This window comes from Seonamhaeicola marinus (assembly GCF_008085455.1).
Map to the genome: position 1 here is coordinate 223,633 of NZ_VSDQ01000679.1, position 25,901 is coordinate 249,533.

Genomic DNA, 25,901 nt, shown 5'->3' on the forward strand with positions numbered 1-25,901 from the left:
TGCCATATTTTAAATTAATCAACTTTACTTAACTCTTTTATAATGCTAAGTTCTTTAAGAATTTGTTTTCCTATGAAAAATGCCAAAACAACCAGAACAATAATTCCTGATACTACTACATACAAGTAAAAACCATAAGAAAGTTCTTGTTTAAAAAGCGGCAGTAGCATAAAAAACCCAAAAGTGTACAGAACAAATATAACAGGTGTTGCTATGTAATGCGTTTTTATTCTATTTCTATAATGGGTAACAACGTTCTCTTTGAAAGTTTTAGAATTAATGGTTGCTTTTATCTTATTCAATTTAAAAACACTTAATGTTTCTATAAAAACTCTACTCAATAAAGCACCTACCATTAATATTAGTGCTGTAATTACTGTATTATTCCTGTAGGCTGCTATGTAAAAAAAGAAACCCATAAGTATTACCGCAGTAATAGTTAAAATCAGGATGGTAATCTGCCTTTTTTTCTTCAAAAGAGTAGCAGTTTTTATAATTTCTGAAGCTCCATTATGTGGTATAGTACCTTGTGGTTGTTCGCTCCATTGCGATTTTAAATCTTCAAAATTTATCATTTTTTTACGCATTTAGTTAATTCATTTTTAATTCTGTGTATCCTTACTCTAATAGCTTGGTGACTTATACCCATTATTTCAGCTATTTCTTTTTGAGGTATTCCTTCAAGTTCTAATAAAATTATACTCTTACTCTCTTTGTTTAAGAAACTAATGCATTCATACAATTGCTTTAATTTAAATTCCTTTTCCGCACTAGAATCATTATCAATTTCTAAGTCTTTAACCTCTCCTAAAACCTTTAACGTTTTTTTCTTTCTTAGATTAAGCAAACATGTATTTACAGCTATTCTATAAATCCATGTAGAGATGTTAGACTCACTTCTAAAGGATTTTAAGTTCTCCCAAACTTTAATAAAGACATCTTGAGCCAAATCTTTTGCCAACATGCTGTCTCCGTTCGAATAACCTAAACAAAGTCGCAAAACTTTGTTGTAGTTAGCATTGTAAAGGTCTTCAAATTTAGATTCTATGTTTTTCATATAGACCTATAGCATTTCTGTTTTAATTGTATTTAAAAACCATTCTGGTTGATCAAACATAATAAAATGTGCGGCATCCTTAGCAAATGTAATTTTGTAGTTTTTTAGGTTTTTATATTGCGCTCCATATGTGTTTTTCACCGTATTTTCTCCGTAAGGATGTGTTGCAGCTAACACTAACACGGGTACCTCTATTTTTGAAATAGCCTCTCTTAAATCTAATTTAAGTAAGTCTGTATAACCATAAACATATGTTTCTCTATCTGCGTCTAATATCCATTGTTTTATCTGCGGCTGTTTTTGTTTATTTAAACTCATAGCTGTTGCAAATTGATTGGCCATTGCATCAAATTGTGTTTCATTCATTTCCAGTAATTGTTTATTGTATGGATTATCATAAACAATATGATCTTTATTAAAATTGGGCATCATTAAGGCTCCAACAGATGGTAAAGCATCCACCACAATTATCTTCTTAAAAGTATTATTCTCGGTGGCTAACCATAGCGCTATTGATCCTCCCAAACTATGGCCAATTAGCGTACTACTTTCTAATTTATTTTCAGAAATATAATTACTTATCCCTTCTTTAACTTTTGGCAACCAAGGTTTTTCAATTGCGGGCACACCTCCAAAACCGGCCAATGTAAAAATGTGGCATTCTTTCGTTTTTGACAACTCTTCTACCAATGCATTCCAAACATCTCCCGTACACGTAAACCCAGGAAATAATAATACAGGTTCTCCTTTTCCAACTACTTTTACTTCAAACGCTTTTGTTGTTTGAGCATATAATGTTGTATTTAATAAAATAATAGCTACTACAAGTGTTCTTCTAATTGTTTTCATGTTATTTATTTTTAACTAATTTCCCTTTAGATACAAATCGGAAAAAATGTTACATGAAAAATTTAAAAAAATAAAAAAGCCTTACTTTTTCAAGTAAGGCTAGTATATATTAATGTGCTAAAAACGAGTTAGCGCTATACCTAATTATTTAAAGCTTCTGCACCACCAACAATTTCTAAAATTTCATTGGTAATAGCAGCTTGACGTGCTTTGTTATAAGTTAATTTTAATTGATCTCTTAACTCTGTAGCGTTGTCTGTAGCTTTATGCATTGCAGTCATACGTGCACCATGTTCACTGGCAAAAGAATCTCTAATACCCTTAAACAATTGTGTTTTTAAAGATTTAGGAATTAGTTGCTCAACGATTTCAACTTTTGAAGGCTCAAAAATATAATCAGCATTACTGTTACCTTCACCTTCAACAGGTACTATAGGTAAAAATTGTTCTGTAGTGACTATTTGAGTCGCTGCATTTTTGAATCTGTTATAAACAAGCTCAATTTTATCGAACTCACCAGCAACAAACTTATCCATTAATGCTTGAGCAATTGCTGCAACATTATCAAAAGTTAAATCATCAAAAACATCACTATGATTGGCAATGATTTGATTTGATTTTTTAAATCCGTCATTAGCTTTTTTACCAATGGTTACATACGCCACCTCTTGGTTAGCATATGTTTCATTAGTTAATCTAGTAACTTCTTTAATAATGTTAGAGTTAAAAGCACCACATAAACCTCTATTAGAAGTAATGGCTACGATTAGTACCTTTTTAACATCACGTTGTGCAGCAAATTTGCTTCCAGAATCTCCGTCTAAAGTTGCACTTAAACTTTGTAAAAGTTCAGTTAACTTATCTGAGTAAGGACGCATTGCTGTAATAGCATCTTGAGCCTTCTTTAACTTTGCAGCCGATACCATTTTCATGGCACTGGTTATCTGCATTGTAGAAGACACCGATGATATTCTGTTACGTATTTCTTTTAGATTCGCCATATTTTCCTCTCCTAACCTCTCCAAAGGAGAGGGATTGATTAGTTAAAATATAAAATTAACCTCTTTTAAATTTCTCCCCCGTGGGGAGATTAAGAGGGGATTATGCACTATATTTTGCTGATAAGTCTTTACAAACGCTAGTTAAAGTATCTGTAACTTCATCAGTTAATTTTCCTGATTTAAGTGTATCTAAAACATCTCTGTGTTTAGCATTTAAGAATTCGATAAATTCAGTTTCAAATTCTTTTACTTTCTCTACAGGAACATCTTTTAATAAATTCTTAGATCCAGCATAAATAATTGCTACCTGATCTTCTACAGTAAACGGATCGTTCTGAGCTTGCTTTAAGATTTCTACGTTACGTTTACCTTTCTCAATTACATTAAGTGTAGCAGCATCTAAGTCTGAACCAAACTTAGCAAAAGCCTCTAACTCACGGAATTGAGCTTGATCTAACTTTAATGTACCTGCAACTTTCTTCATTGATTTAATCTGAGCCGAACCACCTACACGAGATACCGAGATACCTACGTTAATTGCAGGACGAACACCTGAGTTAAATAAATCCGATTCTAAGAAAATCTGACCATCTGTAATAGAGATTACGTTTGTTGGGATATAAGCAGATACGTCACCAGCTTGAGTCTCAATAATTGGTAAGGCTGTTAAAGAACCTCCACCTTTTACGATTGGTTTTAAAGACTCAGGAAGATCGTTCATATTCTTAGCAATATCATCATCTGCAATCACTTTTGCCGCACGCTCTAATAATCTTGAGTGTAAGTAGAAAACGTCTCCAGGATACGCCTCACGTCCCGGTGGACGACGTAATAATAAAGATACCTCACGGTAAGCAACAGCTTGTTTAGATAAATCATCATAAACAATTAAAGCTGGTCTACCAGTATCTCTAAAATACTCACCAATTGCAGCACCTGCAAATGGAGCGTATACCTGCATTGGAGCAGGATCTGATGCATTAGCCGCAACAATTACTGTATACGCTAAAGCTCCTTTTTCTTCTAATGTTTTTGCAATACCTGCTACTGTAGATGCTTTTTGACCTACGGCAACATATACACAGAATACAGGCTCACCTGCATCATAAAATTCTTTTTGATTTAAGATGGTATCAATACAAACTGTAGTTTTACCAGTTTGTCTATCTCCAATTACCAACTCACGTTGCCCTCTACCTACTGGAATCATAGCGTCAATAGACTTAATTCCTGTTTGCATTGGCTCATCAACTGGTTGACGGTAAATAACACCAGGAGCTTTACGCTCTAATGGCATTTCGTAAAGGTCTCCACCAATAGGTCCTTTACCATCAATCGGGTTACCAAGTGTATCAACAACACGTCCAACCATCTCTTCTCCTACTTTAATAGAAGCAATTCTTTCTGTACGCTTAACTGTTGCACCTTCTTTAATCTCTTTAGAAGGACCTAATAATACTACACCAACGTTATCTTCTTCAAGGTTTAATACAATACCTTCAAGACCGTTTTCAAACTCAACTAACTCGCCATACTGCGCATTAGATAATCCATAAACACGTGCAATACCATCACCAACAGTTAACACAGTTCCCACTTCTTCTAACGAAGCGGATGCTTCAAATCCTGCCAGTTGTTGCTTTAAGATTGCTGATACTTCAGCTGGTTTTACTTCTGCCATCTTTTTATTTGTTTAGATAAAACTATCCCTAGTTTAATGAAAATTCTCTTTTTAAATTGTTTAATTTGTTTAGAACACTAGCATTAAACTGCTTGTCTCCTATACGTAAAATAAAGCCTCCTATAATATTCTCGTCTACAATATTCTCTACTTCTACAGCTTTATTTGTAAGTTCTTTAATCTTAGCTAATACTTTTATTTCAAGATCTTTAGTCATTGGCACAGCAGTTGTAACTTTAGCTACTTCTTTACCGTTAAGCTCATCAAATAATACAGAGTATTTTTGAGCTACATCACCTAAAACATCTATTCTTTTATTAGCTATTAATAGATTGAATAATTCAGAACTTATTTTATTAATCTTTGGAAAAATTTGAGAAAGCGCTGCACTTTTAACTTCTGCCTTAATAACAGAACTCTTTAGTACTTGATCTAACTCGTCATTTTCAGCAATAGTTTTAGCTATAGCAATCATATCATTATTTACAGCTTCTGCTGCCTTTTGATCACTTGCTAAACTAAGCGCTGCTTTTGCGTAACGTATTGCTGCTCTAGCCATTCTTTATTAATTTAAAGTTGCTTCACCTAACATAGACTCTACTAATTTTACTTGTTTGTCTTTATTAGATAATTCTTCTCTTACTACTTTTTCTGCAATCTCAATAGATAAGTTAGCAACTTGAGATTTTAATTCTGATATCGCAGCTTTCTTTTCAGTTTCAATAGCAGCTTGAGCTTGCTCCATTAGTTTTGCAGCAGCTGAATTTGCTTCTTCCTTAGCATCCTCAATCATTTTGTTCTTCATCTCACGAGCTTCTTTAAGCATCTCATCTCTTTCAGCTCTTGCTTCGTTTAATAACCTTTGATTATCAGCTTGAAGATTTTCCATTTCCTTTTTAGCATTCTCAGCAGAATCTAATGCATTTTGGATACCTTCCTCTCTTTTTTCAACAGCCTCAAGTATTGGTTTCCAAGCAAACTTTCTTAATAAAAGTACTAAACCAACAAATAAAACTAATTGCCAAAAGAATAAACCAATTGAAAACTCATTAATTAACTTTTCCATTTATATATCTATGTTTTTAATAAATATTAATTTTTAAAAAACAGCTTTAACCAACCGTTAAAGCTGTTTTTACATTTCTTAAGCTGCAAATAAAGCAGCAAATCCAATACCTTCAATAAGTGCAGCTGCGATAAGCATTGCAGTTTGGATTTTTCCAGAAGCTTCTGGTTGACGTGCAATAGCATCCATTGCAGATCCACCAATTTTACCGATACCTAAACCAGCTCCGATAACGATTAAACCAGCTCCGATAATGTTTGGAATTGTCATAATGTATATATATTAAAATTAAACATTCAAATTTTTAGTGGTCGTGGTGTTCTTCTACAGCCGACCCAAAATATAAAGCAGATAACATTGTAAAAATATACGCTTGTAATGCTGCTACTAAAAGTTCTAATAATGATAAAGCGAAAGCCAAACCAAATGACAAAGAACTACCTATCCAGTTTTTGAAAATAAACATTAAACCTATAATGCTCATTAATACAATATGACCAGCCGTAATGTTTGCATACAAACGAATCATTAATGAGAAAGGTTTAATAATAGTACCTAACAATTCTATAGGTGCTAAAATTATTTTCATTGGAGTAGGAACACCTGGCATCCAGAAAATGTGACCCCAGTAATTTTTATTAGCTGTAAATGTGGTTAAAAAGTAAGTTATTAAAGCTAATGCTAAAGTTACAGCTATGTTATTTGTAACGTTTACACCAAGCGGTGTTAAACCTAATAAGTTTATAATCCATATAAAGAAGAATACAGTTAATAGATACGGCATGTATCTTTTGTATTTCTTCTTTCCAATATTCGGGATAGCAATATCATCTCTAATGTAAAGAATAATTGGCTCTAAGAACCTACCCATTCCTTTAGGAAGCGCTCCCTTTTTATACTTCTTAGCCATTCTGCTAAACATAAAGAACATAAGCAATGCAACCAAGAATATTGTAAATACATTTTTAGTAATTGAAAAATCTAAAGGCTTCTCGTTTGTTGCATGATGGTGGTCATCATAATTTATAGTCCCAGAGGCATCTGTTTTATAAATTTTACCGTGAAAAGACTTGTAGTAATTCCCATCTACTTCTGCTACAGATTCTCCATGATGCAATTTAGATGATGAGAACACTTTTAAACCATTGTCCCATAAAATAACTGGTAAAGGAAAACCAATGTATTTATGTTCTCCAGACTCAGTAGTATATGATGTTAAACTAAAATCATATGAGTCTAATAAGTGGTGATTTATATATTCCTTTATTTCAGTTTTAATGTCACCTTCTCCTCCTTTTTTAGTCTCTTCTTTTGCAAAAGACATTGTGGTAACAAACAAAAAAAACAAACAAATTGTTTTCAAAGAAAAACTATTTCGCATATCACTCGTTTAAATAGTGGCTTAAAAATCGGTGCAAAGGTATGCTTTTATATCAAAAGCAAAAAACAAATTTTAATATTATTTACTTTACTGTAGTTTAACTATTTATAAGCATCTAAACTAGCCAGAATCTTAGATAGTATAACGCATTCAACAACAAGGCAAACCGCATAAGGAATAAAGAAAGTTAAAAACTCTAATCTGCTTAAATCACCATCAGAATTATATGTGGGATAAAAAAGAATAAAAAAGGCACCAAACTTAAGTAAACTGGCTACCATAAATATAAATCCTAATTGGTCTTTAAGTTTATTTTTTAAAAAGAAAAGTAAGTAAATAACAATATAGGCCATTAAAAGATTCATGCAATAAGCATAAACCAGTTCGTAAAAATCAACTGGACTACCAAAAACACTATTTAATCCAAAGTGTATTAAGAAAATAACGGCGGCAATAAAAAAAAGAACTAGAGACTTTAAAACAACCTGTTTGAGTGTCACGGATTTAACCTATTAATTTGTTTAAGCACTGCATAAAGAGCTATTGCAACACCAACTAATGTGCATATAATTAGAAAAGCTTTTCCGGAATTGTTATAGGTAGCATCCAACCATTTCCCTAACATAACAAATAGGTAAATGGTTAATCCCATCTGAATAGCAATTCCAGATAAGGCAGCTATTTGTTTAAGCTGTTTTTTCGGCTCCTTGTCTTTGTTTTCCAACTTTGTTTAAGTGTTGCGAACCTCCTTTCATTACACAAGTAACATTAAAGGTAGCTCCTGGTTCTACAGCAAGTTTTCCTGCAACAACTTCTCCTTCTATTTCTGCAGAAGATTTTAAAGTTAAGGTTCCTGAAAGCGATAAGTTTCCAGAAAACTTTCCTTCAAAATAAGCATCAGTCCCTTGTAAAGTACCTTTAATAAAGCCTGCTTTACCTACAACTACTTTACCTTTAGTTATAACATTACCTTCTATTGTTCCATCTATTCTAAAATCTCCTTCACTATTTAAATCTCCAACAATTTTAGTTCCTTGAGCGATAATGTTCTGACTTGATGAGTTCTCTACCATTTTGTGTTTTTTATTTTCGGAAAACATGTTATTAAATTATTATTTGGGCTATTAATTATTATATACGTTTAAAAAGGCTTCCAAGTTCTTATGAATTTGAATAATTTGATAATTCGAAGACGCTACTGCAAAATAGGGTTCTTGAATTGTTTTTTGTTGCTCGTCATTTAAAAGCTGATTAAAGGTTTTTGCTACCTGACCGCTTTTTAAACCATGTACAACAACAAAGGTAGTATCTTTATTGTATAAATCTATAGAAGATGTTAAGTCATAATATTTTATTTCTTTAAGCACTTCATCTAACTTCTTTTTAAACTCTAACATTTTGTCTTTCTCATTATTATCAAAAGAAAAAATCACTTTATAATGACCTGTTAGATTTGTACTTTCATCAATAAACTCCTTATTAGCCAATTTTGGTAATACTTTATTAGCCATATCTTGTGCGTGCAAACCTTCGGGGGTGTTAGCATAAGTTACAGCCACATAATTTATGGCATTTTGATAAGACTCATAGCCATTTAACCTTCCTAAGGCTGTTGCTTTTAAGAGTTCAAATTTAGGTACTATAGCTTCACCATCATAAAGATTAATATATTCTTCGCATTTAGAAATAACCTCAGCATAATTTTGATTTTCATGCTGCTCGTAAAGGGCTTCATACAAACTTTCTGGACTATTTTCATCTTTACCAGAGAGCAATTCTGGATTACTTAAAATAGTGGCATATCTAGATTCGGGATAATTCTTTATAATCTCATCTTTAGCAATAGAAGCCTCATCATTCTCTCCTAAAGCTTCGTAAATCTTGTAAAGATTGTATTTTGTTGGTAATATTAAGCGTTCTTCAGGGTTACTTTTTAACAGCTCTTGAAACTTGTCTTTTGCCAACTCAAACTCTTTAAACTTTTCCTTATAAATGAGTCCTAATTGGTAGTAAGCATAATTTCTTTCTTTATAAATACTATCCACCACTTTTTTATCTGAAGGAATTTTGGAAATATAAAATTCGGGGTTGAATTTCTCTTCTTCTGAGGCCGTAGCAACTAAATCGACTGTTTCTGCACCAGTGTTTGAAACACCTCCAGAACTTCTACTAGACCAACGCCAGTTGTCTTCTAAGGCTCTGTCTCCCCAAATTTTAATGAATTCATTTTTACCAAAAGCTACTGTAGTAGGATTGTAAAAATAAAATGTTGCTCCTTGCCTAGGCAAACCTCCAGGAATATTTGGGTTACCAGTCTTGTTATTTACAGTTACTAATCCGTTGTTTCGTTTTAGAGCCTCCTGTCTTTCCTTTTCTTCTTTCTCTGCCTCTGCTTTTTCCTTAAGTTTTTGAACAAAAGCTTCAAAATGTGCAACTCTATCAGCTTCAGATAAATTCACTAAATGTAAAACGCTATCGTTAACCTGAGCAATACCTTCATAATAAATAACATCCTCTAGATTATCTCGTTTTCGCTTTATTATCCTAAAAGGTTTAGAATCTTTTACCAAACTACCCATTGTACTGTCATAATACAAACCAGCATCACGATATAAAGATTTATCGAAATTCATATCACCAAGAATTTCATAATTCTTTGCTGTTAACGTTTTATCTGGAGACCTTTCTTTTAAAGATTTATTGAAATAGGCTGTTGCTATAGAGTCTGAACCATTTTTTAAATTAAAAACAGCAATTTGATGGTATATTTTATCCAAAAATGGGCGGTTTTCTCTGTTTTCTTCTAAATCTGCTAATAATTCAGAAGTCTCTAATTTATTGCCATTTTCAAAATCGAAGTTTTTAACCTTTTCCAAATGCGCAGAAATCATATAGATTCTTGGTGTCCTTCGGTTAAGCTCAATAACTCTATCAAAAGACATGTTAGCACTATCTTTATAACCTAATTCATTGTAAAGCTGACCTTGAATAAAGCGGTAACGTCCTCTTTCATCATTACTTTTAGTGGCATTAGAAGCAATTTCTAACTGCGTTATAGCACTATCTAAAGATTTTATGTTTATGTATGCTTGAGCCAACATTGATGTGGCATCAGCGAGATCCTGTCCCTCTAAATCTTCTTGATATAGCAAACGTTTTAGATTTGTTATGGCAAGCTCATTGTTATCTAGACGAATGTTAGTCTTCTCTCGCCAAACTTTTGCTTGATTTATCTTATCGCTTGCAGGGTATTTATAAAGAATATAATTGAAAGCTTCTACAGCCGGAATAAAACGTTGATCAAAATATCTAGCCTTACCTAAAAGCAAATAGGCTTCATCCATTTGAGGATTTTTTTCTTTCTCCTCAATGTTCATACTATGCTTTTGAATAGCCTTTACTGCTTTTTCTTCTGCTCTTGTAAAATCTTCGTTTTTGGACTGTCCAGGAAGTACCACCTCATCAGAAATCTGCATACGTTCTATTGGCAAGACATTCCAATAATCATCAAAATAGCTTTGATTTAAATTTTCTCTACCTAGCTCTAAAGCATTATAACCATTATAAAGGGCATTAAATTCTGCTGTTACGGCATGGTAATTTCTACTAAGAAAATTATCCTTTTTTCTAGAACAACCTGCTATTAATAAAGTAGAAAAAACTAAGGTAAGTATTGCTTTAAAAGATGTGTTCACCGTTGGTTTTTTTAGTCTAATACATAACTACTAAAGTATAGTTATTATTATATCTAGACGTAAAAATAAACATCTTTTCTAAAATACAATACGTTCTAGCCAGCAAAGTGGTTTTCAAGCTCTTTTAAAGTAGCTGCACTGGTAACCAAGTCTTTAATAATTTCTCCTTTTTCTAGCACCACAATACGTTCACAGACATCTGTAACATGCAATAAATCATGACTGGAAATTAGAACTGTTACACCTTGTTTTTCTGCTAAATCTTTAACAATACCTTTTAAACGAATTTGGGTAGTTGGATCTAAATTTGCAAAAGGTTCATCTAAAATAATTACTTCGGGATTTCCAATTAATGCAGCAACGATACCTGCTTTCTTCTGATTTCCCTTACTTAAATCTCTTAAATACTTTTTCTGGCCTAAAATTTCACCATGAAAAAAGTCTTCGTATTCAGCAACAAGGGCATCAACATCGGCTTTATTTTGCCCACGTAATTCCCCAATAAAATAGAAGTACTCTTCTGGTGTTAAATACCCAATTAAAAAGCTTTCATCTATAAATGCCGAAGTAAAAGGTTTCCAATCCTCACTCTTATCTACTTGTACATTATTATTGATTATGTGACCCGTTGTAGGTTGAATTAAATCTAGCAACAAACTAAAATAAGTAGTCTTACCTGCACCATTATTTCCAACTAAGCCAAAACTTTGGCCTTTAGGAATTTCTAATGCTTCAATATTTAAAACTTGATTGGTATTATATGTTTTTGAAAGGTTTGATGTAGTAATCATAATGTTTAATCGTTTTGTTTGTAAGCTGCAAGCGTCTTGTACTTTTCAGATTTATATACTTTTTCTATGATATCGAATACTTTATTTTTAAATAGAAGTCCAGCTACTCCAGATAAAGCAACTATAGTAAAACCAAAAGTTTCTCCTAAGGTAAAATGGCCAACAGCATAAATAACCATTGGTAATACCAACTTAGGAATAGTAAGCAATAAAGTTTTTGCATTAAAAGACTTTTTATCTCCGAAAGCCTTTTGATTAGAGGTTAGATCTATTGGTGTTTTAACGTAAGCACCACCCCAAAGCACCATATGAGAATTAACACCTATATTATAAATAGCACCAACAACAACAGCTGCATATGCTTGCCACCCAAAATACAAATAGAATACAGATAAAATAGTAGAAACTACCGTTGCCATTACCATTAAGTACCATTTTGAAGAAATATACTCCTTATAGGTAATGTTTTGACTCATCATTAAAGGGTAGTAAGCGCTGTCCCAACTAGGCACAAATTGCCCAAAACTAAACAGGAAACCACCAGAAACAAATATTCCAGCAAAAATTCTCCAGAAAGGGCCTTTGTATGCTTCAACTGCTCCCGTGAAAAATAACAACCCGTAAAACAAGAACATACCACTCATTAACAATGTTGTTTTTGAACGTTTGTTTCGCTTTAATAATCTAATATCATTCTTTAAAAAGGTAGACACACTTCCAAATCTGTTTAACCATGCAAAATCTTCACTTTTAACTATTTCAACCTTTTTTGCCAAACCTGCATCTAAGAAAAAGTTCTTCTTAAAATAATTATAGGCCATTTTATAAAGCACAACCAATAAGATTATAGGTATAACTGCCAGATACGGCATATCATAAAATGCTTGAAAAACCGGAGCTGTAAATGATGTTACATCAAACACTTCGTAATATTTAAGCAATGCAAAAACAATTATAACTCCAAGAACGGAATAAAAAACAGAGTCTTTACTATTTACAAAAACATTAATAAAATTGTTGGAAAAAATAAGTGCCATTATAGCTAAATGCCACCCCATTACATTTAATAGCGGATAACCCTGAGCAACTAAAACAACAGAAAAAGGAATAAAAAAGAAGGCATGTACAATATTAAAAAAGGACCACACCGTTTTGTTTAAAGCAAAATGCACAACCTTCCCCTTTTTTATGGGCAAATACAACAGTGGTCTAATATTTATAATAGGCATGTTTTGAAGAAAGTACCTCATAACTAAATCCATTATCACATAGAATATGAGATACTGATTTATAAAAACTAATGGATCTACATTTAATTTTTTCTTCAATACAAAAAAGATCCCAACACCCATACTTAAGAAGGACACTATCATACAAAGTGCACTAAATCCTAATAGGATTTTTAAGAATAAATTCATCTTAAAAGAAGGCGATCTAAAAAAGGCCTTCCATTCCAAACTTATAAAACGTTTAACCATAGTTTTTTCTTTAAAAAAGGGTTATTGTTTTTAAAACACAATACGTTAGTAATTAATTTTTAGTAAATGTTACAACTATAAATAGAAATAACAAGTATACTTAGTTATTTTTGCAGAAAAATAATTAGCATGTCTTCATTTCATACACTTAGTATAAAACATATAAATAGAGAAACCGATAAAGCTGTTAGTATTAGTTTTAATGTTCCTGAAAATTTAAAAGACACCTTTTCTTTTAAAGCAGGACAATACATCACTTTAAAAACTACCATAAATGGTAATGAGGTAAGAAGAGACTATTCCTTATGTGTTTCTCCTAAAAGTGATGAATTAAAGGTAGCTATTAAAGAAGTGGTTGATGGCACTTTTTCTGCTTATGCCAACAATAAACTACAAGCCGGTGACACGTTGGAGGTAGCTGCTCCAAACGGTAGATTTACATTTGAGCCCAACGATAGCAAAACTAAAAACATTGCTCTTTTTGCAGCAGGAAGTGGTATTACACCTATTCTAAGTATTATAAAATGCGCTCTAGAAGAAGAAATTTATAGCAAAGTTATCCTTGTATATGGTAATAAAACTACACAAGACACAATGTTCTTAAAAGAATTGTTGGAACTTCAACATGAGTATAAAGATCGATTTTCAATTCAGTTTGTTTTTAGTCAAAAAGATGAAGACAACGCTCTTTTTGGTAGAATAGAAAAAAGCACGGTAAACTATGTTATGAAAAATAAGCATAAAGACATTACCGTGGATGCTTTTTATTTATGTGGGCCAGAGGCCATGATTCACACGGTAAAAGATGTGTTAACTGAAAACGGGATTGATGAAAGCCGAATTCACTTCGAATTATTTAAAGCAGCAAAACCAGCGGAAATACCCGAAGAAACTGTTTCCACGGGTTCTACTAAAATCACAGTAATAGTTGATGATGAAACATCTACTTTTGAAATGTCTCAAAAACAAACAGTTTTAGAAGCAGCATTAGACGAAGATTTAGACGCTCCTTATTCATGCCAAGGAGGCATTTGTAGTAGTTGTTTAGCCAGAATAAAAGAAGGTGAAGCTACTATGAGACAAAATAATATTCTAACCGATAATGAAGTAGCTGAAGGATTAATTCTTACTTGTCAAGCACACCCAACAACTCCTAAAATAGTTGTTGATTTTGATGATATTTAATGAATTCTGGAACAGATGTCTTAATTTAAATCAGATATCGGTTGTCCAGGTTAATGCTAATAGAAACCTTGCAGATAAGTCACTTTGGTGGACAACAATTCCTGCAGGTAATACTGTTTTAAATCCGAACTTAAACGGAACAGACTAATTTGTAAAACAGTTCTTATAAAATTAAAACCCAGAGCATTTCGTTCTGGGTTTTTTATAACGCACCAAATACTTTCTTTTTTTAAGCCTATTTAGAACACATTTTATAACCTTTCTTTTTACTTCAATTTTTTAAACTGAATCCAAAAATTTTTGTTTTCAAGAAAAAATCTTAAATTCAAACTAAATAATGTTAAAATAGTTTATCTCTATGATAAAATAGAGTATATTTTAAAAGAGCTCTTAATTTAATTTGAACTAACCTAATTTATTATTGGAATTTGTTCCCAATTTGAAACTATTTAGATAATTCAAAAAATATAATTTAACACTGTTAATTATGTAAAAAAACAAGTGAAATTTTATTTTTATCTAAATAAATCTTTGTTAGTTGTATTAAATTGTTATTTTTGGCCAGATTGATTTAGTTTTTATTATTAGTTTCCGCCATATTTAACCCATTGTTGTTAAACAACCTACTATATTTTTTGATAGTTGAATTTTGAAATTAATTGAAAAAAATAATACAAGGCTAGACGTTTATAAAAAGTTATTTGATACTTTTTATCCCTCTCTATGTGTATTCTCAAGTAAATACACAAACAATCTGGAATCATCTAAAGACATTGTACAAGAGATTTTTATCAAAATCTGGAATGATAAACTACTGTTAAACGATGATGACAATGTTAAAGCCTTTCTTTATACAGCTGTTAAAAATAAATCTTTAGATTTTATTAAAACCAAGGAATTTAAAGCAAAAACTAGCCTACAACCAGAAACCCTAAATGAACTTACTTCGCAAAGTTATTTTGAAAAACAAGTTTTAATTGAAGAAACCTCAAGACTGGTAAATGAGGCCATCAGTACATTGCCTTACAAATGTAAAAGAATCATCAATTTAAGCTTAAAAGGACTTGAAAATAAGCAAATATCAGAAGAACTTAGTATTTCTCTGAATACCGTTAAAACTCAAAAACGTATTGCTTATCAAAAATTACGTCCATTACTAAAAGGAGCCTACCTATTGCTTATAAATTTATTTTTCTAAGTAAATAGTTAATTTTTTGTCATTTAAGCATTTTTAGGAGTGCAATTTTATCATTTTTTAAAAAAAAGTGATTTTTTTTTCACCCCTATTCAAAACTATATCGTTATAGTTATAGCCTAACTAAACTAAAACGCCTCTTTTTAATGAATATCATTAAGAGAATTATTAAAATATCTAAAAGTGTTGCTTTAAATATTATACATGAGGAGCCAATTGATTCTTCTGATATTAGCAACAACTTTTCGGATACTGATACCTCAGAAATTCTCGAAAAACTTACCAATGATGATTATAGAAAAGAACGCGATCTTCAAATAAAATCCATTAATAAGACTAAGAATCAAGACTGGAACAAAGTAAGCCCTTATCAAAAGGAATCTAAAAGTTTTACTACGTTTTTTACAAGAATAGCTGCGGCTATAGTGTTATGTTTTGGTTTAGCATACTATTTCTCAATTACCGATAATTCTAAATTAATAACTAACCCTAGTTCTAGTATTTCTACAACCGATACCAAAGCTCAAGATCATATAGTATTAGAGTTGGGAAATGGAAAAAAAGAGATTATTACTGCAGATGGCACGAGAAATATTGTTGATGAAAGTGGCAAAGTTGTAGGTGTTCAGAAAGGAGCGAATCTTAACTATAAAGAAAATGCTTTAGAAAAAGAACCTGAAAAACTTGTTTATAATAAGCTAACCATTCCTTACGGCAAAGTTTTTCAGATTACTTTATCGGATAACACAATTGTGCACCTAAACGCAGGAAGTTCCATAAGATATCCCGTAAAATTCATAAAAGGAGAAAATAGAGATGTCTTTTTAGAAGGGGAAGCCTTTTTTGATGTTACCGAGAATAAAGAACAACCTTTTATTGTTCATACAAACAATATGAATGTTGAAGTTCTTGGAACCAAATTTAATGTTTCTTCTTACCCAGAAGACCCTTCTGTTAACACTGTTCTTGTTGAAGGTGCCGTTACTATAAACTCTACTGAAAACGAAAACAAAACCCTACTTAAACCAGGTCATAAAGCAGATTGGAAAAAGGAAAACGGTAATGTTGTTGTTAACAACGTAGACACGCGAATATATACCGCCTGGATTGACGGCAAAGTTGTTTTTGAACATATGGTTTTTAAAAACATACTTAAAAAACTGGAAAGACACTATAACGTTTCTATTACAAACACCAATACAGAACTTGCAAATGAAACATTTACCGCAAGTTTTGATATAGAATCTATTGATCAGGTTTTATTATCATTTAGTAAAAACTATGAATTTACTTATGAGATAAAGCAAGATCAAATAACCATTAACTAAAACTAAACAATAACTAAAAATGAGACTAAACTATGACATGAAAAACAACTCCGCTTAAACAAAAAAATCGGGAAATGCTGCAACATTCCCCGATTGACTACTAGTAATTTAAAACATTTTATTAAACCACTAAACTATTAACAAAAGTATGAAAATTCTATTTATGCTTGGGAAGTCTATTCCCAATTTTAAGTTTGATTTGAAAATGAAACTTACCGTTTATCTATTTTTGATATCACTTTTTCAGATTCATGCTAATTCATATTCGCAGAATACTAAGATTTCTATCGAATTAAATGATGTTAGCATAGAAAACGTGTTGCGCACAATTGAAAGTAAATCTGAGTTCAAGTTTTTATATAACGACAAAGAAGTTGATTATAAAAAACGTGTTACAGTAAACTTCAAAAAAACTAAAATCAACAAAATACTAAATCACATTTTTAGTGATACTAAAATAAATTTTGAAGTATTAAACAAGCAAATAATATTGGTGTTAGACAGAAGTAAGCACCAAACGTCAGTTAATGACGCTACTCTCCAACAAACTATCTCCGGAACCGTAGTAGATGAAGCTGGAGTTCCTGTTGCAGGAGCCAACGTAATTGTTAAAGGAACAACAAAAGGTACCGTTACAGATTTTGACGGAAACTTTAGCTTATCTGCCTCTTCTGGAGATGTTTTAGAGGTATCCTACTTAGGTTTTATTACACAAAGTGTAACTGTAGGAGACGATTCTTCTATTACCATTACACTAGTTGAAGATGCAGCCCAACTTGATGAGGTTGTAGTAATTGGATATGGTACTGCAAAAAAGAGTGATTTAACTGGTTCTGTATCTCGTGTATCTTCAAAATCTTTTGAAGATCAACCAATGTCAAGGGTTGAAGATGCATTACAAGGTAGAGCTGCTGGTGTAACTGTTGCAAGAAACTCTGGTGCTCCTGGTGCTCCTGTAAAAATTCGTATTCGTGGTACAAACTCTATTACTGGTAACAACGATCCTTTAGTGGTTATTGACGGAATTATTGGTGGAGACTTAAGAACATTAAACCCTAATGACATTGCAACAATGGATGTCTTAAAGGATGCTTCGGCAACTGCTATTTACGGTTCTCGAGGTGCAAATGGTGTAATCTTAATTACGACTAAAAAAGGTTCTGGTAAAGGAAAACTAGATGTAGACATGTTTACATCTTTCTCTGAAGTTCCAAAAAGGCTCCCAACCTTACAAGGAAGTAGAGCTGCAGACTTTGCAAGAATTGAAAACATAAGAAGAGGTAACGAGTTTATTCCTCAAAGTGAAATTGACGCTTTAGCTATTACTGGAGGGGTTGATTACCAAGACGAAATTTTTCAAACTGGTTTAACAAGTAATCTACAATTATCATATAGTGGTGGTACTGATGATGTAAATTACTTTATCTCTGGTAACTATGTTAATCAAGAAGGTACAGTTATTACAACTGAATACGAAAGATACTCCATAAGAGCTAATGTAAATTCTAACATTACTGATAAACTTAAAATTGGAGTTAATGTTTTTGCTAGTAGAGGAACATCTACTAACGACATCAATAACTTTAGCCGTTTTCAAGGAAGTTTAGTTGCTCATGCAGTAAACTGGGATCCTTTAACGCCATTAAGAGACGCAGATGGTAACTGGAATGAAGGTTCTACTAGATCTTTAGCTTCGTTAAACTATAACCCAATTGCTAGATTAAACCAAAGTAATATTCAAGATACTCAAGACAGATTAAACGCTACAGCTAATGTAAGTTATGACATCTCTGAAAGCTTAAATTACACATTAGTAGCAGGTGCTAGCACATTTAACAGAAGTCAAGAAAGAACGCTAAGAGATTATGGTGAAACTGATGCTGCTTATAATGGAAACCAATCTAGAAACCATCAGGTAAGTAACATTTTAACTTACAATAAATCTTTTGGAAAACACAATTTCAAATTAACAGGTTTATATGAGTTCCAAGAAGGAATTGGAAAAGCAATTAACGTTAATGTAGATAACTTACAAGGTCCTTTAAGCTATTATTTAGCTGAACTTAATGCTGGATTCAACTTTAACAATAATAAAACAGAAAGTTCTATTGAGTCTGTTATGGCACGTTTAGAATATAACCTAAACGAAGAATTATTCTTAACAGGTACAGTTCGTCGTGATGGTTCTTCAAGATTCCAAGGAGATAACAAATGGGGTACTTTCTACTCTTTTGCTGGTTCTTATAACTTCTCTAATTTGGATTTTATTCAAGACAGCAATTTCTTTAGTGCATTAAAACTTAGAGCTGGTTGGGGACAAGTAGGTAACCAAAACATTGGTATTTACAGTACATTTGATTCTGTTAGTTTAAATAGAGTATTTGCTTTTGATGGTGTTACCAGAGAAGTTGGTTCTACTGTTGGAACAATTGGTAACGCTGATACTACTTGGGAAACCACTACACAAACAAACGTAGGTGTTGATTTTGGATTATTTGATGGTAAGTTTAACGTTAGTGTAGACTGGTACAAAAAGAATACTACAGATTTATTACTAGCTGTACCAATTCCTGCAACTTTAGTAGGACCAGGTCAATCTCAAATTCAAAATGTTGGTGAAACAGAAAATACAGGTATCGATTTAACTATAGGTGCTTCTTTAGTGAATACAGACGATTTTAGTTGGGATTCTAACTTCAGTATCTCTTTCATAAAAAACAAAATTGTTGATTTAGGTACCGATACTAACGGTAACACAATTGAATCATTAGAGGGAACGTTTAATAGTATAGACGGACAAGGTAGAACATGGAACGTTTTTAACTTAAATGAACCTTTAGGGCAAATTCAAGGAACTGTTTTCTTAGGAACTTGGAAAACTTCAGAGGCTGCTGAGGCAGCAACTTATGGACGTGTTCCTGGTGATGCAAAATATTTAAGAGATTCTAACGGAGATCGTGTTGTTAGAGTTATTGGTAATGGTACACCAACAGCAGTTTGGGGTCTTAATAACACTTTAACATACAAAAATTGGGACTTAAACTTCTTCTTCCAAGGATCTCATGGTAATGAAATATTAAATGCACTTAAAGGTCAAATAGTTGGTGCTACTGGTAACCAAAGAAGTTTTAACCATCCAATGCAGCTAAACCAATGGACTCCTCAAAATGAAACTGAAATTCCTGCAGGGGGAGCTAATGACTTTGGTTCTACACGATACATTGAAAATGGTGGTTTCGTAAGATTAGCTAACCTTAATTTAGGATATACATTTACAGATGTTAAAGGTTTTGAATCTATTAAAGTTTATGCTGGTGGACAGAATCTGTTCGTAATTTCTGATTACGAAGGTTATGACCCTGAAATTACTTCTAGAGCTGCAAATAATGGAGGTACAGTAGATGATGCTCCAAGTATTGATACGGGAGCATATCCTAACCCACGTGTTTATACTGTTGGAGTAAAGTTTAGATTAAAAAATTAAAAAAATAGATTATGAAAAAACACACAAATTTAAAAAACCTTAAAGGTCTATTTTCTTTAATAGTAACTGGATTGGTTTTATCAATAGGATTTCAAGGCTGTGTGCCATTAGATGAAAATCCAGGAGAAGTTCAATTAGCTCCAGGAGCTTACACAGATATTTCTGAGTTAAGCTTAGGTGTTACAGGTATTTATGCAAGTTTAAGGAATGCATCTCAGTGGTCTACTTTTTATGTAAACGGTTGGTCTGGAGATGACATTACTACACACAAGGCGAGTAATAAAGCTGACTTTAGGGAACATGACCAAAGAGCCATTACTAACGAGAATAACAGAACTGTTAGTAACTGGAGAAATATATATGGTATGATTTTTAATGCCAACACAGTACTAAAAAACATAGGTGAAACTGTATTCGTTGGTCAGGAAGATGAACAAAACGCACTTTTAGGGGAAACTTATTTCTTAAGAGGTGCTATGTTCTTCCATTTATATCGTGTACATGGTAGAATAGCTTTACTAACAACTCCAGACATTGATTTTGAAATTACTTTAAGCTCAGAGTTAGAAGTACTTCAGCAAATTGAAGCAGATTTCTTAAAAGCTGCAGAGTTATTACCAGACCTTTATCCAGGTGTTCAAGATGGTGCTCCTAGACCAAACTCTGGTTCTGCAAAAGCTATGCTTGCAAGATTATATATGGATTGGGCAGGTTTCCCTGTTAAAGACAACTCTAAATATGCTTTAGCAGCCAGTACTGCTAAAGAGGTTATTGACAATGCCGCAGCACACGGTTTTGAATTAGAAGAAGATCCTGGTAAAATTTGGAGTTTAGCCGGAAGATTTACTAAAGAATCTGTTTGGACAATTCCTTATTGCGTGTCTTGTGGTACTAGAAATGGTAAATTTGCAAGATTAGGTTGGCCATCTGATAATAGAGGTTGGGGAGAAACCTTTGCTGAAATTAGATATTTTGAGGATTTCCCAGAAGGAGCAAGAAAAAATGCTACTTACAGAATGGATGCAGATTGGGTTAACTTTAGTGATCAAGTAACTCCTGTATTTAGAAAAATTGTAGGTCCAGCAAACGAAGATAACGTTGCTGTTGGTTTCCACTTTACAGATAGAAGTGATTACTACATGAGATATCCAGAAGTATTATTAATATATGCTGAGGCTTCAGCACGTTCTGGTAGTTCTTCTGCAGATGCTTGGGAAGCGCTTAACATGGTAAGAAGAAGAGCTGCTGGTTTAGATTATATGACAGCCTATGGTTCTGCTGTTTCACAACGTGTTAGAAATGCAGATGAATCTGCTTGGGAAGATCACCCATCTTTAATGTACCAAGATGTGTCTAGTGGCGATTTAGCCGATTTAGCAGTTCAAGAACGTAAATGGGAACTTGCTGGAGAGTGGATTAGATGGAATGACTTAGTTCGTTTAGAGCTTGTTGCAGACGCATTTGCAAACAGAGATCCTCAAGTTACTCCAGATGTAGTTAATGGTGGTATTATTGCTGTTCAAAATGACGTAATAGGATCCACTGGAACAGATAACTATTTTGCTCCAATTCCAATTGCTGAAATAGATTTACTTCCTGGTTTAGGAAATTAATATTTTACTAGCATAAACTTTTAAACGGCAAGGGTTACACCTTGCCGTTTTTCTTAATATGCAAACCTCTTTTTAGCTAGTATATATTATAAAATCACTACTCAATTTTGTAAATTAGCTACAGTTCATTTTCCATTATTTATACCCTATTAAAACTCATGCACTTCACTAGGCTAAAACCATTTACAGCTTCATTCCTTACTATTTTTTTACTTATAACATTGTCTTGCAAGGAGGACAGTACTACATTGGAAAATAATACATCAAAAAACATAAAGTTATTCTCTAAAATATCAGCTGATAGCTCAGGAATTCATTTTGTTAACCAACTAGAGGAAACACTTGAGTCTAACTACTACCAATATTTGTATACTTATATAGGCGGTGGGGTTTCTGCTGGAGATATAAACAATGATGGCTTAATTGATTTGTATTTTACTTCAAATCAAGCGGAAGATAAACTATATCTAAATAAAGGGGATTTTAAATTTGAAGATATCACATTAAAAGCAGGTATTAAACAACTGGAAGGTTTTAATACAGGTGTTACTATGGTAGATATTAATAACGATGGCTTTTTAGATATTTATGTCTCAAGAGGAGGCTGGTTAGATGACAATAACAAATTTGCGAACCTGCTTTACGTAAATAATGGCGATAATACATTTACAGAAAAGGCAAAAGAATTAGGGTTAAACGATTCTAATAGAACAATACAAGCTACTTTTTTTGATTACGATAATGATAATGACCTTGATGTATACATATCTAATACTCCAGATATTCAAGGCAAAAGTAAAATTCAAGATTTACGATTAACATATTCTAATGCGCAAAACGAAGCATTAAAGGGATGCGATAAGTTATATGAAAATGATGGCACTGGTCATTTTAAAGATGTTTCTGAAAAAGCTAATCTTCAGTTAGATTTAGGATTCGGGTTAAATCCTCAGGTTGCCGACTTAAATAATGATGGATGGATGGATATTTATGTTTGTAACGATTTTGACTATCCAGATCTTGTCTATATCAATAATAAAAATGGCACATTTACGGAATCAAGAAATTCTATGTTTAAACACATTTCCTATAATAGTATGGGTAGCGATTTCGCAGATATAAACAATGATGGTTTATTAGACCTAGTAACGCTAGACATGAATCCTGAAGATTACGTAAGATCCAAAACCACCATGTCCATGACCTCTGTTAAAGAATTTGAGGAAATGGTGGAAAATGATTACCACTATCAGTACATGCATAATATGCTTCAGCTTAATAATGGTAATGGAACTTACAGTGAAATTTCAAAGATGTCTGGAATTGCTAATACAGATTGGAGTTGGTCTGTCTTATCAGCGGACTTTGATCTTGATGGGTTTAACGATTTCTATATTACAAATGGTGTTTTTAGAGATGTTCTAGATAGAGACGTTCACAATAAAACGATAAAAACACTACAAGAAAACAACAGAAAACCAACAAAAGAAGATTTTCTCACTTTTTCTAAAATGATGCCTCAACAGAAGTTAAATAACTATTTTTTCAAGAATAATGGTGATTTAACTTTTGAAAACACCTCCTACAAATGGGCAGATTCAATACCAACCTTTTCCAATGGTGCTACCTACGCAGATTTAGACAATGATGGTGATCTGGACATTATTACTAATAATATTAATGATAATGTTACGCTTCTTAAAAACAACGCAATAGAAGAAGGCATAGGCAATTACTTAAAAGTTAAGTTTAAAGGACCAAAAACCAATATTATGGGAATAGGTGCTACCGCAGAACTAAAGCTTAAAGACAATACCGTTATTAGTCGCCAGTTAATCAATACAAGAGGCTTTCTTTCCTCTGTTCCTAATTTAATTCACTTTGGTTTATCTGAAAATGATTCAATAGATAAAATTACCGTTACATGGCCAGATGGTAGAAAACAGGAAATAAATGATATTAACGTTAATAAAACTATTGAGGTTGTATACAATGAAGAAGATAATATTCCTTTAAGAAAGCTTCAAACTACTGAAGACCAATTTTTCACAAAAGTTAATTCTGAATTCAAGCATATAGATCCGTATTTTAACGACTATAATCTTCAAATTTTGCTTCCTCATAAACTATCACAGCTTGGTCCTGCGTTGGCAAAAGCCGATATTAATAATGATGGTATTGAAGATGTATTCATAGGAGGGGCCAACGGTTCACCAGGTCAACTTCTAGTTGGACAACAATCTGGTGGCTTTAAAATCTTAAATAATACAGCTCTAATAGATGATAAAAAATATGAAGACATTGGTGCTGCCTTCTTTGATGCAGATAATGATGGTGATCAAGATTTATATGTTGCTCATGGAAGTTATGAATTCTTAGGGTATCCAAGTGCGCTTCAAGACATGCTATATCTTAATGATGGAAAAGGCATATTTAGCCTAGCTAAAAATGCTCTCCCTAAAATAAATTCATCTACAGCCACTGTTACACCTTTTGATTATGATAACGATGGAGATATTGACTTATTTGTTGGTGGAAGGTTAATACCTGGTAAATATCCTTTTGCACCAGAAAGTTATATTCTAGAGAACAACTCGGGAAAATTTACAAATATTACTAAATCCATTGCGCCAGAACTAGAACATATTGGAATGGTTACAGATGCTGTTTGGAATGATATAAACGGTGACAATAAACCTGATTTGATAATCACAGGCGAATGGATGGGGATAGAAGTATTTATTAATGACGATAATACTTTTACTCGTAGTGAAACATACCAAGCTCTAAACAATGCCAAAGGTTGGTGGAATAAGTTACTTATAGCCGATATTGATAATGACGGTGATAATGATATTGTAGCGGGAAATTTAGGTTTAAATTATAAGTTTCATGCTTCAAAAGAAAAACCTTTTCTTATTTACACAAACGATTTTGACTTTGATAATGTACAAGACATTGTGCTTGCCAAGAATTACAATGGGCAAGAGGTCCCAATTAGAGGTAAGACCTGTATGACTCAGCAAATGCCACACCTAGCAAAAAAAATACCCGATTATAATGATTTTGCAAGTAGAAATTTGGAAGGGATTTTGGGTAATAGATTAAAATCTTCTCTTCATTATAAAGCTACTGAATTTAGATCTGGAATTTTTATAAACGACTCCAAAGGCTTTACCTTTAGCCCTTTTACGAATTATGTGCAATCAGCACCTATTAATAGTATGCTTTTCGAAGACATAAATGGTGATGGTAATAAAGATTTAATTTTAGCAGGAAACAACTACCAATCTGAGGTTGAAACTACAAAAGCCGATGCAGGAACGGGTAATATACTGCTTGGAAATGGTGAAGGAGCGTTTAAAAGAATTGATCACACCACATCTGGCTTTTTTGCAGATAAGGACGTTAGAGGGACAACCCTGGTAAAAGGAAAGGATAAAACATACTTATTAGTGGTTAACAACAATGATGCACATAACTTGTTTATATTAAATAAATAAACCTAATATGTGCCTAACCCTTTTGTTTTAGGTATGCTAACCAAACTAGGTGTTTTCATTAATTTAATAACAGCCTTAATTTCTTCATCGGTTAAGGCGTGTACCTCTTTAACAAAATAATATCTAGCAATATCTTTTATGCCTTTAAACTGTACCGAAAATTGGTAGTTATCTAATACCCAATTTAAACATTGTTTTTGGGTAGTCGCATCTTCTAATTTCCAAGCTAAAACATAGGCTTTCTTGTCTGAAATTTTAGTGCTATCTCCATCTACCCTAGAGTGTTTAGAAATCATTGAGGCTAAAACACTTGGGCTTTTTACAAAATCTTTAGAAAAGAAACTTTTAACAACCTGCTTATTTAAATTAGTCTCAAGAACCTCAGGATAAGCTTCATTATATAAATCATAAAATCTATCGGGAAGTTCATCTGCAAATTCAATTCTATCTACCAACTCTGTTAATTCCTCCTCAGAAATGACTTCCTTCCAAGTACTCTTTAAATAAAAATAACTTACAACAGAGCAAAACACTCCAATTATCAAAATCCAAACTACAACTTTTAATAACTTCTTAAATACCTTCATTGTAACT

At 32.6% G+C, this 25,901-nt stretch carries 23 protein-coding genes; 7 read left to right on the forward strand and 16 right to left on the reverse strand.

Features of this window, described 5'->3' with window-relative positions:
• Positions 1 to 14 precede the first annotated feature (14 nt).
• From FUA24_RS12170 to FUA24_RS12240, 15 genes are all read right to left on the reverse strand, one after another.
• Entirely contained in the window at positions 15 to 575 is a 561-nt protein-coding gene (locus tag FUA24_RS12170; protein WP_148542671.1) for a hypothetical protein, read from the reverse strand.
• Entirely contained in the window at positions 572 to 1,057 is a 486-nt protein-coding gene (locus FUA24_RS12175; protein WP_148542673.1) for an RNA polymerase sigma factor, read from the reverse strand. The genes FUA24_RS12170 and FUA24_RS12175 overlap by 4 nt, the downstream gene beginning before the upstream one ends.
• Positions 1,058 to 1,063: 6 nt before the next feature.
• Positions 1,064 to 1,906 carry an alpha/beta fold hydrolase gene (locus FUA24_RS12180; protein ID WP_148542676.1) on the reverse strand — a complete coding sequence of 281 codons (843 nt, stop codon included), beginning with the start codon at positions 1,904 to 1,906 and terminating at the stop codon, positions 1,064 to 1,066.
• 140 nt (positions 1,907 to 2,046) lie between these two features.
• On the reverse strand, positions 2,047 to 2,907 hold the full coding sequence (gene atpG / locus FUA24_RS12185; protein ID WP_148542678.1) for an ATP synthase F1 subunit gamma: 861 nt from the start codon (positions 2,905 to 2,907) through the stop codon (positions 2,047 to 2,049).
• Between the two features lie 100 nt (positions 2,908 to 3,007).
• Entirely contained in the window at positions 3,008 to 4,588 is a 1,581-nt protein-coding gene (gene atpA, locus FUA24_RS12190) for a F0F1 ATP synthase subunit alpha (protein ID WP_148542679.1), read from the reverse strand.
• 28 nt (positions 4,589 to 4,616) lie between these two features.
• Positions 4,617 to 5,147 (reverse strand): ATP synthase F1 subunit delta, encoded by a 531-nt coding sequence (gene atpH, locus FUA24_RS12195; protein ID WP_148542681.1) that lies wholly within the window; start codon positions 5,145 to 5,147, stop codon positions 4,617 to 4,619.
• Positions 5,148 to 5,153: 6 nt separating this feature from the next.
• Positions 5,154 to 5,654, reverse strand: a complete 501-nt coding sequence (locus FUA24_RS12200; RefSeq protein ID WP_148542683.1) for a F0F1 ATP synthase subunit B — start codon at positions 5,652 to 5,654, stop codon at positions 5,154 to 5,156.
• Positions 5,655 to 5,732: 78 nt separating this feature from the next.
• Positions 5,733 to 5,924 carry an ATP synthase F0 subunit C gene (gene atpE, locus FUA24_RS12205; RefSeq protein ID WP_187388271.1) on the reverse strand — a complete coding sequence of 64 codons (192 nt, stop codon included), beginning with the start codon at positions 5,922 to 5,924 and terminating at the stop codon, positions 5,733 to 5,735.
• A gap of 34 nt (positions 5,925 to 5,958) precedes the next feature.
• A complete protein-coding gene (gene atpB, locus FUA24_RS12210) occupies positions 5,959 to 6,978 on the reverse strand; it encodes a F0F1 ATP synthase subunit A (RefSeq protein ID WP_246147034.1) in 1,020 nt (339 codons plus the stop codon).
• A gap of 158 nt (positions 6,979 to 7,136) precedes the next feature.
• A complete protein-coding gene (locus FUA24_RS12215; RefSeq protein WP_148542689.1) occupies positions 7,137 to 7,535 on the reverse strand; it encodes a DUF6168 family protein in 399 nt (132 codons plus the stop codon).
• Positions 7,532 to 7,759: an AtpZ/AtpI family protein gene (locus tag FUA24_RS12220; RefSeq protein ID WP_246147035.1), complete on the reverse strand. Its 228-nt coding sequence runs from the start codon at positions 7,757 to 7,759 to the stop codon at positions 7,532 to 7,534. The genes FUA24_RS12215 and FUA24_RS12220 overlap by 4 nt, the downstream gene beginning before the upstream one ends.
• Positions 7,722 to 8,135: a bactofilin family protein gene (locus tag FUA24_RS12225; protein ID WP_148542691.1), complete on the reverse strand. Its 414-nt coding sequence runs from the start codon at positions 8,133 to 8,135 to the stop codon at positions 7,722 to 7,724. Before FUA24_RS12225 ends, FUA24_RS12220 begins: the two co-directional genes overlap by 38 nt.
• 24 nt (positions 8,136 to 8,159) lie before the next feature.
• Entirely contained in the window at positions 8,160 to 10,730 is a 2,571-nt protein-coding gene (porW, locus tag FUA24_RS12230) for a type IX secretion system periplasmic lipoprotein PorW/SprE (protein WP_148542693.1), read from the reverse strand.
• A 95-nt stretch (positions 10,731 to 10,825) separates the two neighbouring features.
• Complete coding sequence (locus FUA24_RS12235; protein WP_148542695.1) at positions 10,826 to 11,521, reverse strand: ABC transporter ATP-binding protein; 696 nt, start codon at positions 11,519 to 11,521, stop codon at positions 10,826 to 10,828.
• Between the two features lie 5 nt (positions 11,522 to 11,526).
• The gene (locus FUA24_RS12240; RefSeq protein ID WP_148542697.1) at positions 11,527 to 12,999 is read right to left on the reverse strand and encodes a DUF5687 family protein; all 1,473 of its coding nucleotides are present in this window, start codon (positions 12,997 to 12,999) and stop codon (positions 11,527 to 11,529) included.
• Positions 13,000 to 13,128: 129 nt separating this feature from the next.
• On the opposite strand from FUA24_RS12240, the gene FUA24_RS12245 reads away from it, so the two are divergent.
• From FUA24_RS12245 to FUA24_RS12270, 7 genes are all read left to right on the forward strand, one after another.
• Positions 13,129 to 14,184, forward strand: a complete 1,056-nt coding sequence (locus FUA24_RS12245; RefSeq protein ID WP_148542699.1) for a ferredoxin--NADP reductase — start codon at positions 13,129 to 13,131, stop codon at positions 14,182 to 14,184.
• Positions 14,174 to 14,332: a hypothetical protein gene (locus FUA24_RS25215; protein WP_187388272.1), complete on the forward strand. Its 159-nt coding sequence runs from the start codon at positions 14,174 to 14,176 to the stop codon at positions 14,330 to 14,332. The genes FUA24_RS12245 and FUA24_RS25215 overlap by 11 nt, the downstream gene beginning before the upstream one ends.
• Positions 14,333 to 14,833: 501 nt before the next feature.
• A complete protein-coding gene (locus FUA24_RS12250; RefSeq protein WP_246147036.1) occupies positions 14,834 to 15,382 on the forward strand; it encodes an RNA polymerase sigma-70 factor in 549 nt (182 codons plus the stop codon).
• 143 nt (positions 15,383 to 15,525) lie between these two features.
• Positions 15,526 to 16,707: a FecR family protein gene (locus FUA24_RS12255; RefSeq protein WP_148542701.1), complete on the forward strand. Its 1,182-nt coding sequence runs from the start codon at positions 15,526 to 15,528 to the stop codon at positions 16,705 to 16,707.
• 148 nt (positions 16,708 to 16,855) lie between these two features.
• On the forward strand, positions 16,856 to 20,191 hold the full coding sequence (locus FUA24_RS12260; RefSeq protein ID WP_148542703.1) for a SusC/RagA family TonB-linked outer membrane protein: 3,336 nt from the start codon (positions 16,856 to 16,858) through the stop codon (positions 20,189 to 20,191).
• Between the two features lie 11 nt (positions 20,192 to 20,202).
• Positions 20,203 to 21,804 carry a RagB/SusD family nutrient uptake outer membrane protein gene (locus FUA24_RS12265; RefSeq protein WP_148542705.1) on the forward strand — a complete coding sequence of 534 codons (1,602 nt, stop codon included), beginning with the start codon at positions 20,203 to 20,205 and terminating at the stop codon, positions 21,802 to 21,804.
• A gap of 221 nt (positions 21,805 to 22,025) precedes the next feature.
• Positions 22,026 to 25,307 (forward strand): VCBS repeat-containing protein, encoded by a 3,282-nt coding sequence (locus FUA24_RS12270; protein ID WP_246147037.1) that lies wholly within the window; start codon positions 22,026 to 22,028, stop codon positions 25,305 to 25,307.
• Positions 25,308 to 25,309: 2 nt separating this feature from the next.
• Here the strand turns inward: FUA24_RS12270 and FUA24_RS12275 are convergent, their stop codons facing one another.
• Positions 25,310 to 25,894 (reverse strand): transglycosylase domain-containing protein, encoded by a 585-nt coding sequence (locus tag FUA24_RS12275; protein ID WP_148542709.1) that lies wholly within the window; start codon positions 25,892 to 25,894, stop codon positions 25,310 to 25,312.
• Positions 25,895 to 25,901: the final 7 nt, after the last annotated feature.

Bases quoted from the DNA above. Each gene is read 5' to 3' on its own strand.
- atpG (WP_148542678.1), bottom strand. From the start codon at position 2,907: ATGGCGAATCTAAAAGAAATACGTAACAGAATATCATCGGTGTCTTCT.
- FUA24_RS12175 (WP_148542673.1), bottom strand. From the start codon at position 1,057: ATGAAAAACATAGAATCTAAATTTGAAGACCTTTACAATGCTAACTAC.
- FUA24_RS12265 (WP_148542705.1), top strand. From the start codon at position 20,203: ATGAAAAAACACACAAATTTAAAAAACCTTAAAGGTCTATTTTCTTTA.
- FUA24_RS12225 (WP_148542691.1), bottom strand. From the start codon at position 8,135: ATGTTTTCCGAAAATAAAAAACACAAAATGGTAGAGAACTCATCAAGT.
- FUA24_RS12260 (WP_148542703.1), top strand. From the start codon at position 16,856: ATGAAAATTCTATTTATGCTTGGGAAGTCTATTCCCAATTTTAAGTTT.
- atpB (WP_246147034.1), bottom strand. From the start codon at position 6,978: ATGTCTTTTGCAAAAGAAGAGACTAAAAAAGGAGGAGAAGGTGACATT.
- FUA24_RS12255 (WP_148542701.1), top strand. From the start codon at position 15,526: ATGAATATCATTAAGAGAATTATTAAAATATCTAAAAGTGTTGCTTTA.
- FUA24_RS12200 (WP_148542683.1), bottom strand. From the start codon at position 5,654: ATGGAAAAGTTAATTAATGAGTTTTCAATTGGTTTATTCTTTTGGCAA.
- atpE (WP_187388271.1), bottom strand. From the start codon at position 5,924: ATGACAATTCCAAACATTATCGGAGCTGGTTTAATCGTTATCGGAGCT.
- FUA24_RS12240 (WP_148542697.1), bottom strand. From the start codon at position 12,999: ATGGTTAAACGTTTTATAAGTTTGGAATGGAAGGCCTTTTTTAGATCG.
- FUA24_RS25215 (WP_187388272.1), top strand. From the start codon at position 14,174: ATGATATTTAATGAATTCTGGAACAGATGTCTTAATTTAAATCAGATA.
- atpA (WP_148542679.1), bottom strand. From the start codon at position 4,588: ATGGCAGAAGTAAAACCAGCTGAAGTATCAGCAATCTTAAAGCAACAA.
- FUA24_RS12170 (WP_148542671.1), bottom strand. From the start codon at position 575: ATGATAAATTTTGAAGATTTAAAATCGCAATGGAGCGAACAACCACAA.
- FUA24_RS12235 (WP_148542695.1), bottom strand. From the start codon at position 11,521: ATGATTACTACATCAAACCTTTCAAAAACATATAATACCAATCAAGTT.
- FUA24_RS12245 (WP_148542699.1), top strand. From the start codon at position 13,129: ATGTCTTCATTTCATACACTTAGTATAAAACATATAAATAGAGAAACC.
- FUA24_RS12180 (WP_148542676.1), bottom strand. From the start codon at position 1,906: ATGAAAACAATTAGAAGAACACTTGTAGTAGCTATTATTTTATTAAAT.
- atpH (WP_148542681.1), bottom strand. From the start codon at position 5,147: ATGGCTAGAGCAGCAATACGTTACGCAAAAGCAGCGCTTAGTTTAGCA.
- FUA24_RS12275 (WP_148542709.1), bottom strand. From the start codon at position 25,894: ATGAAGGTATTTAAGAAGTTATTAAAAGTTGTAGTTTGGATTTTGATA.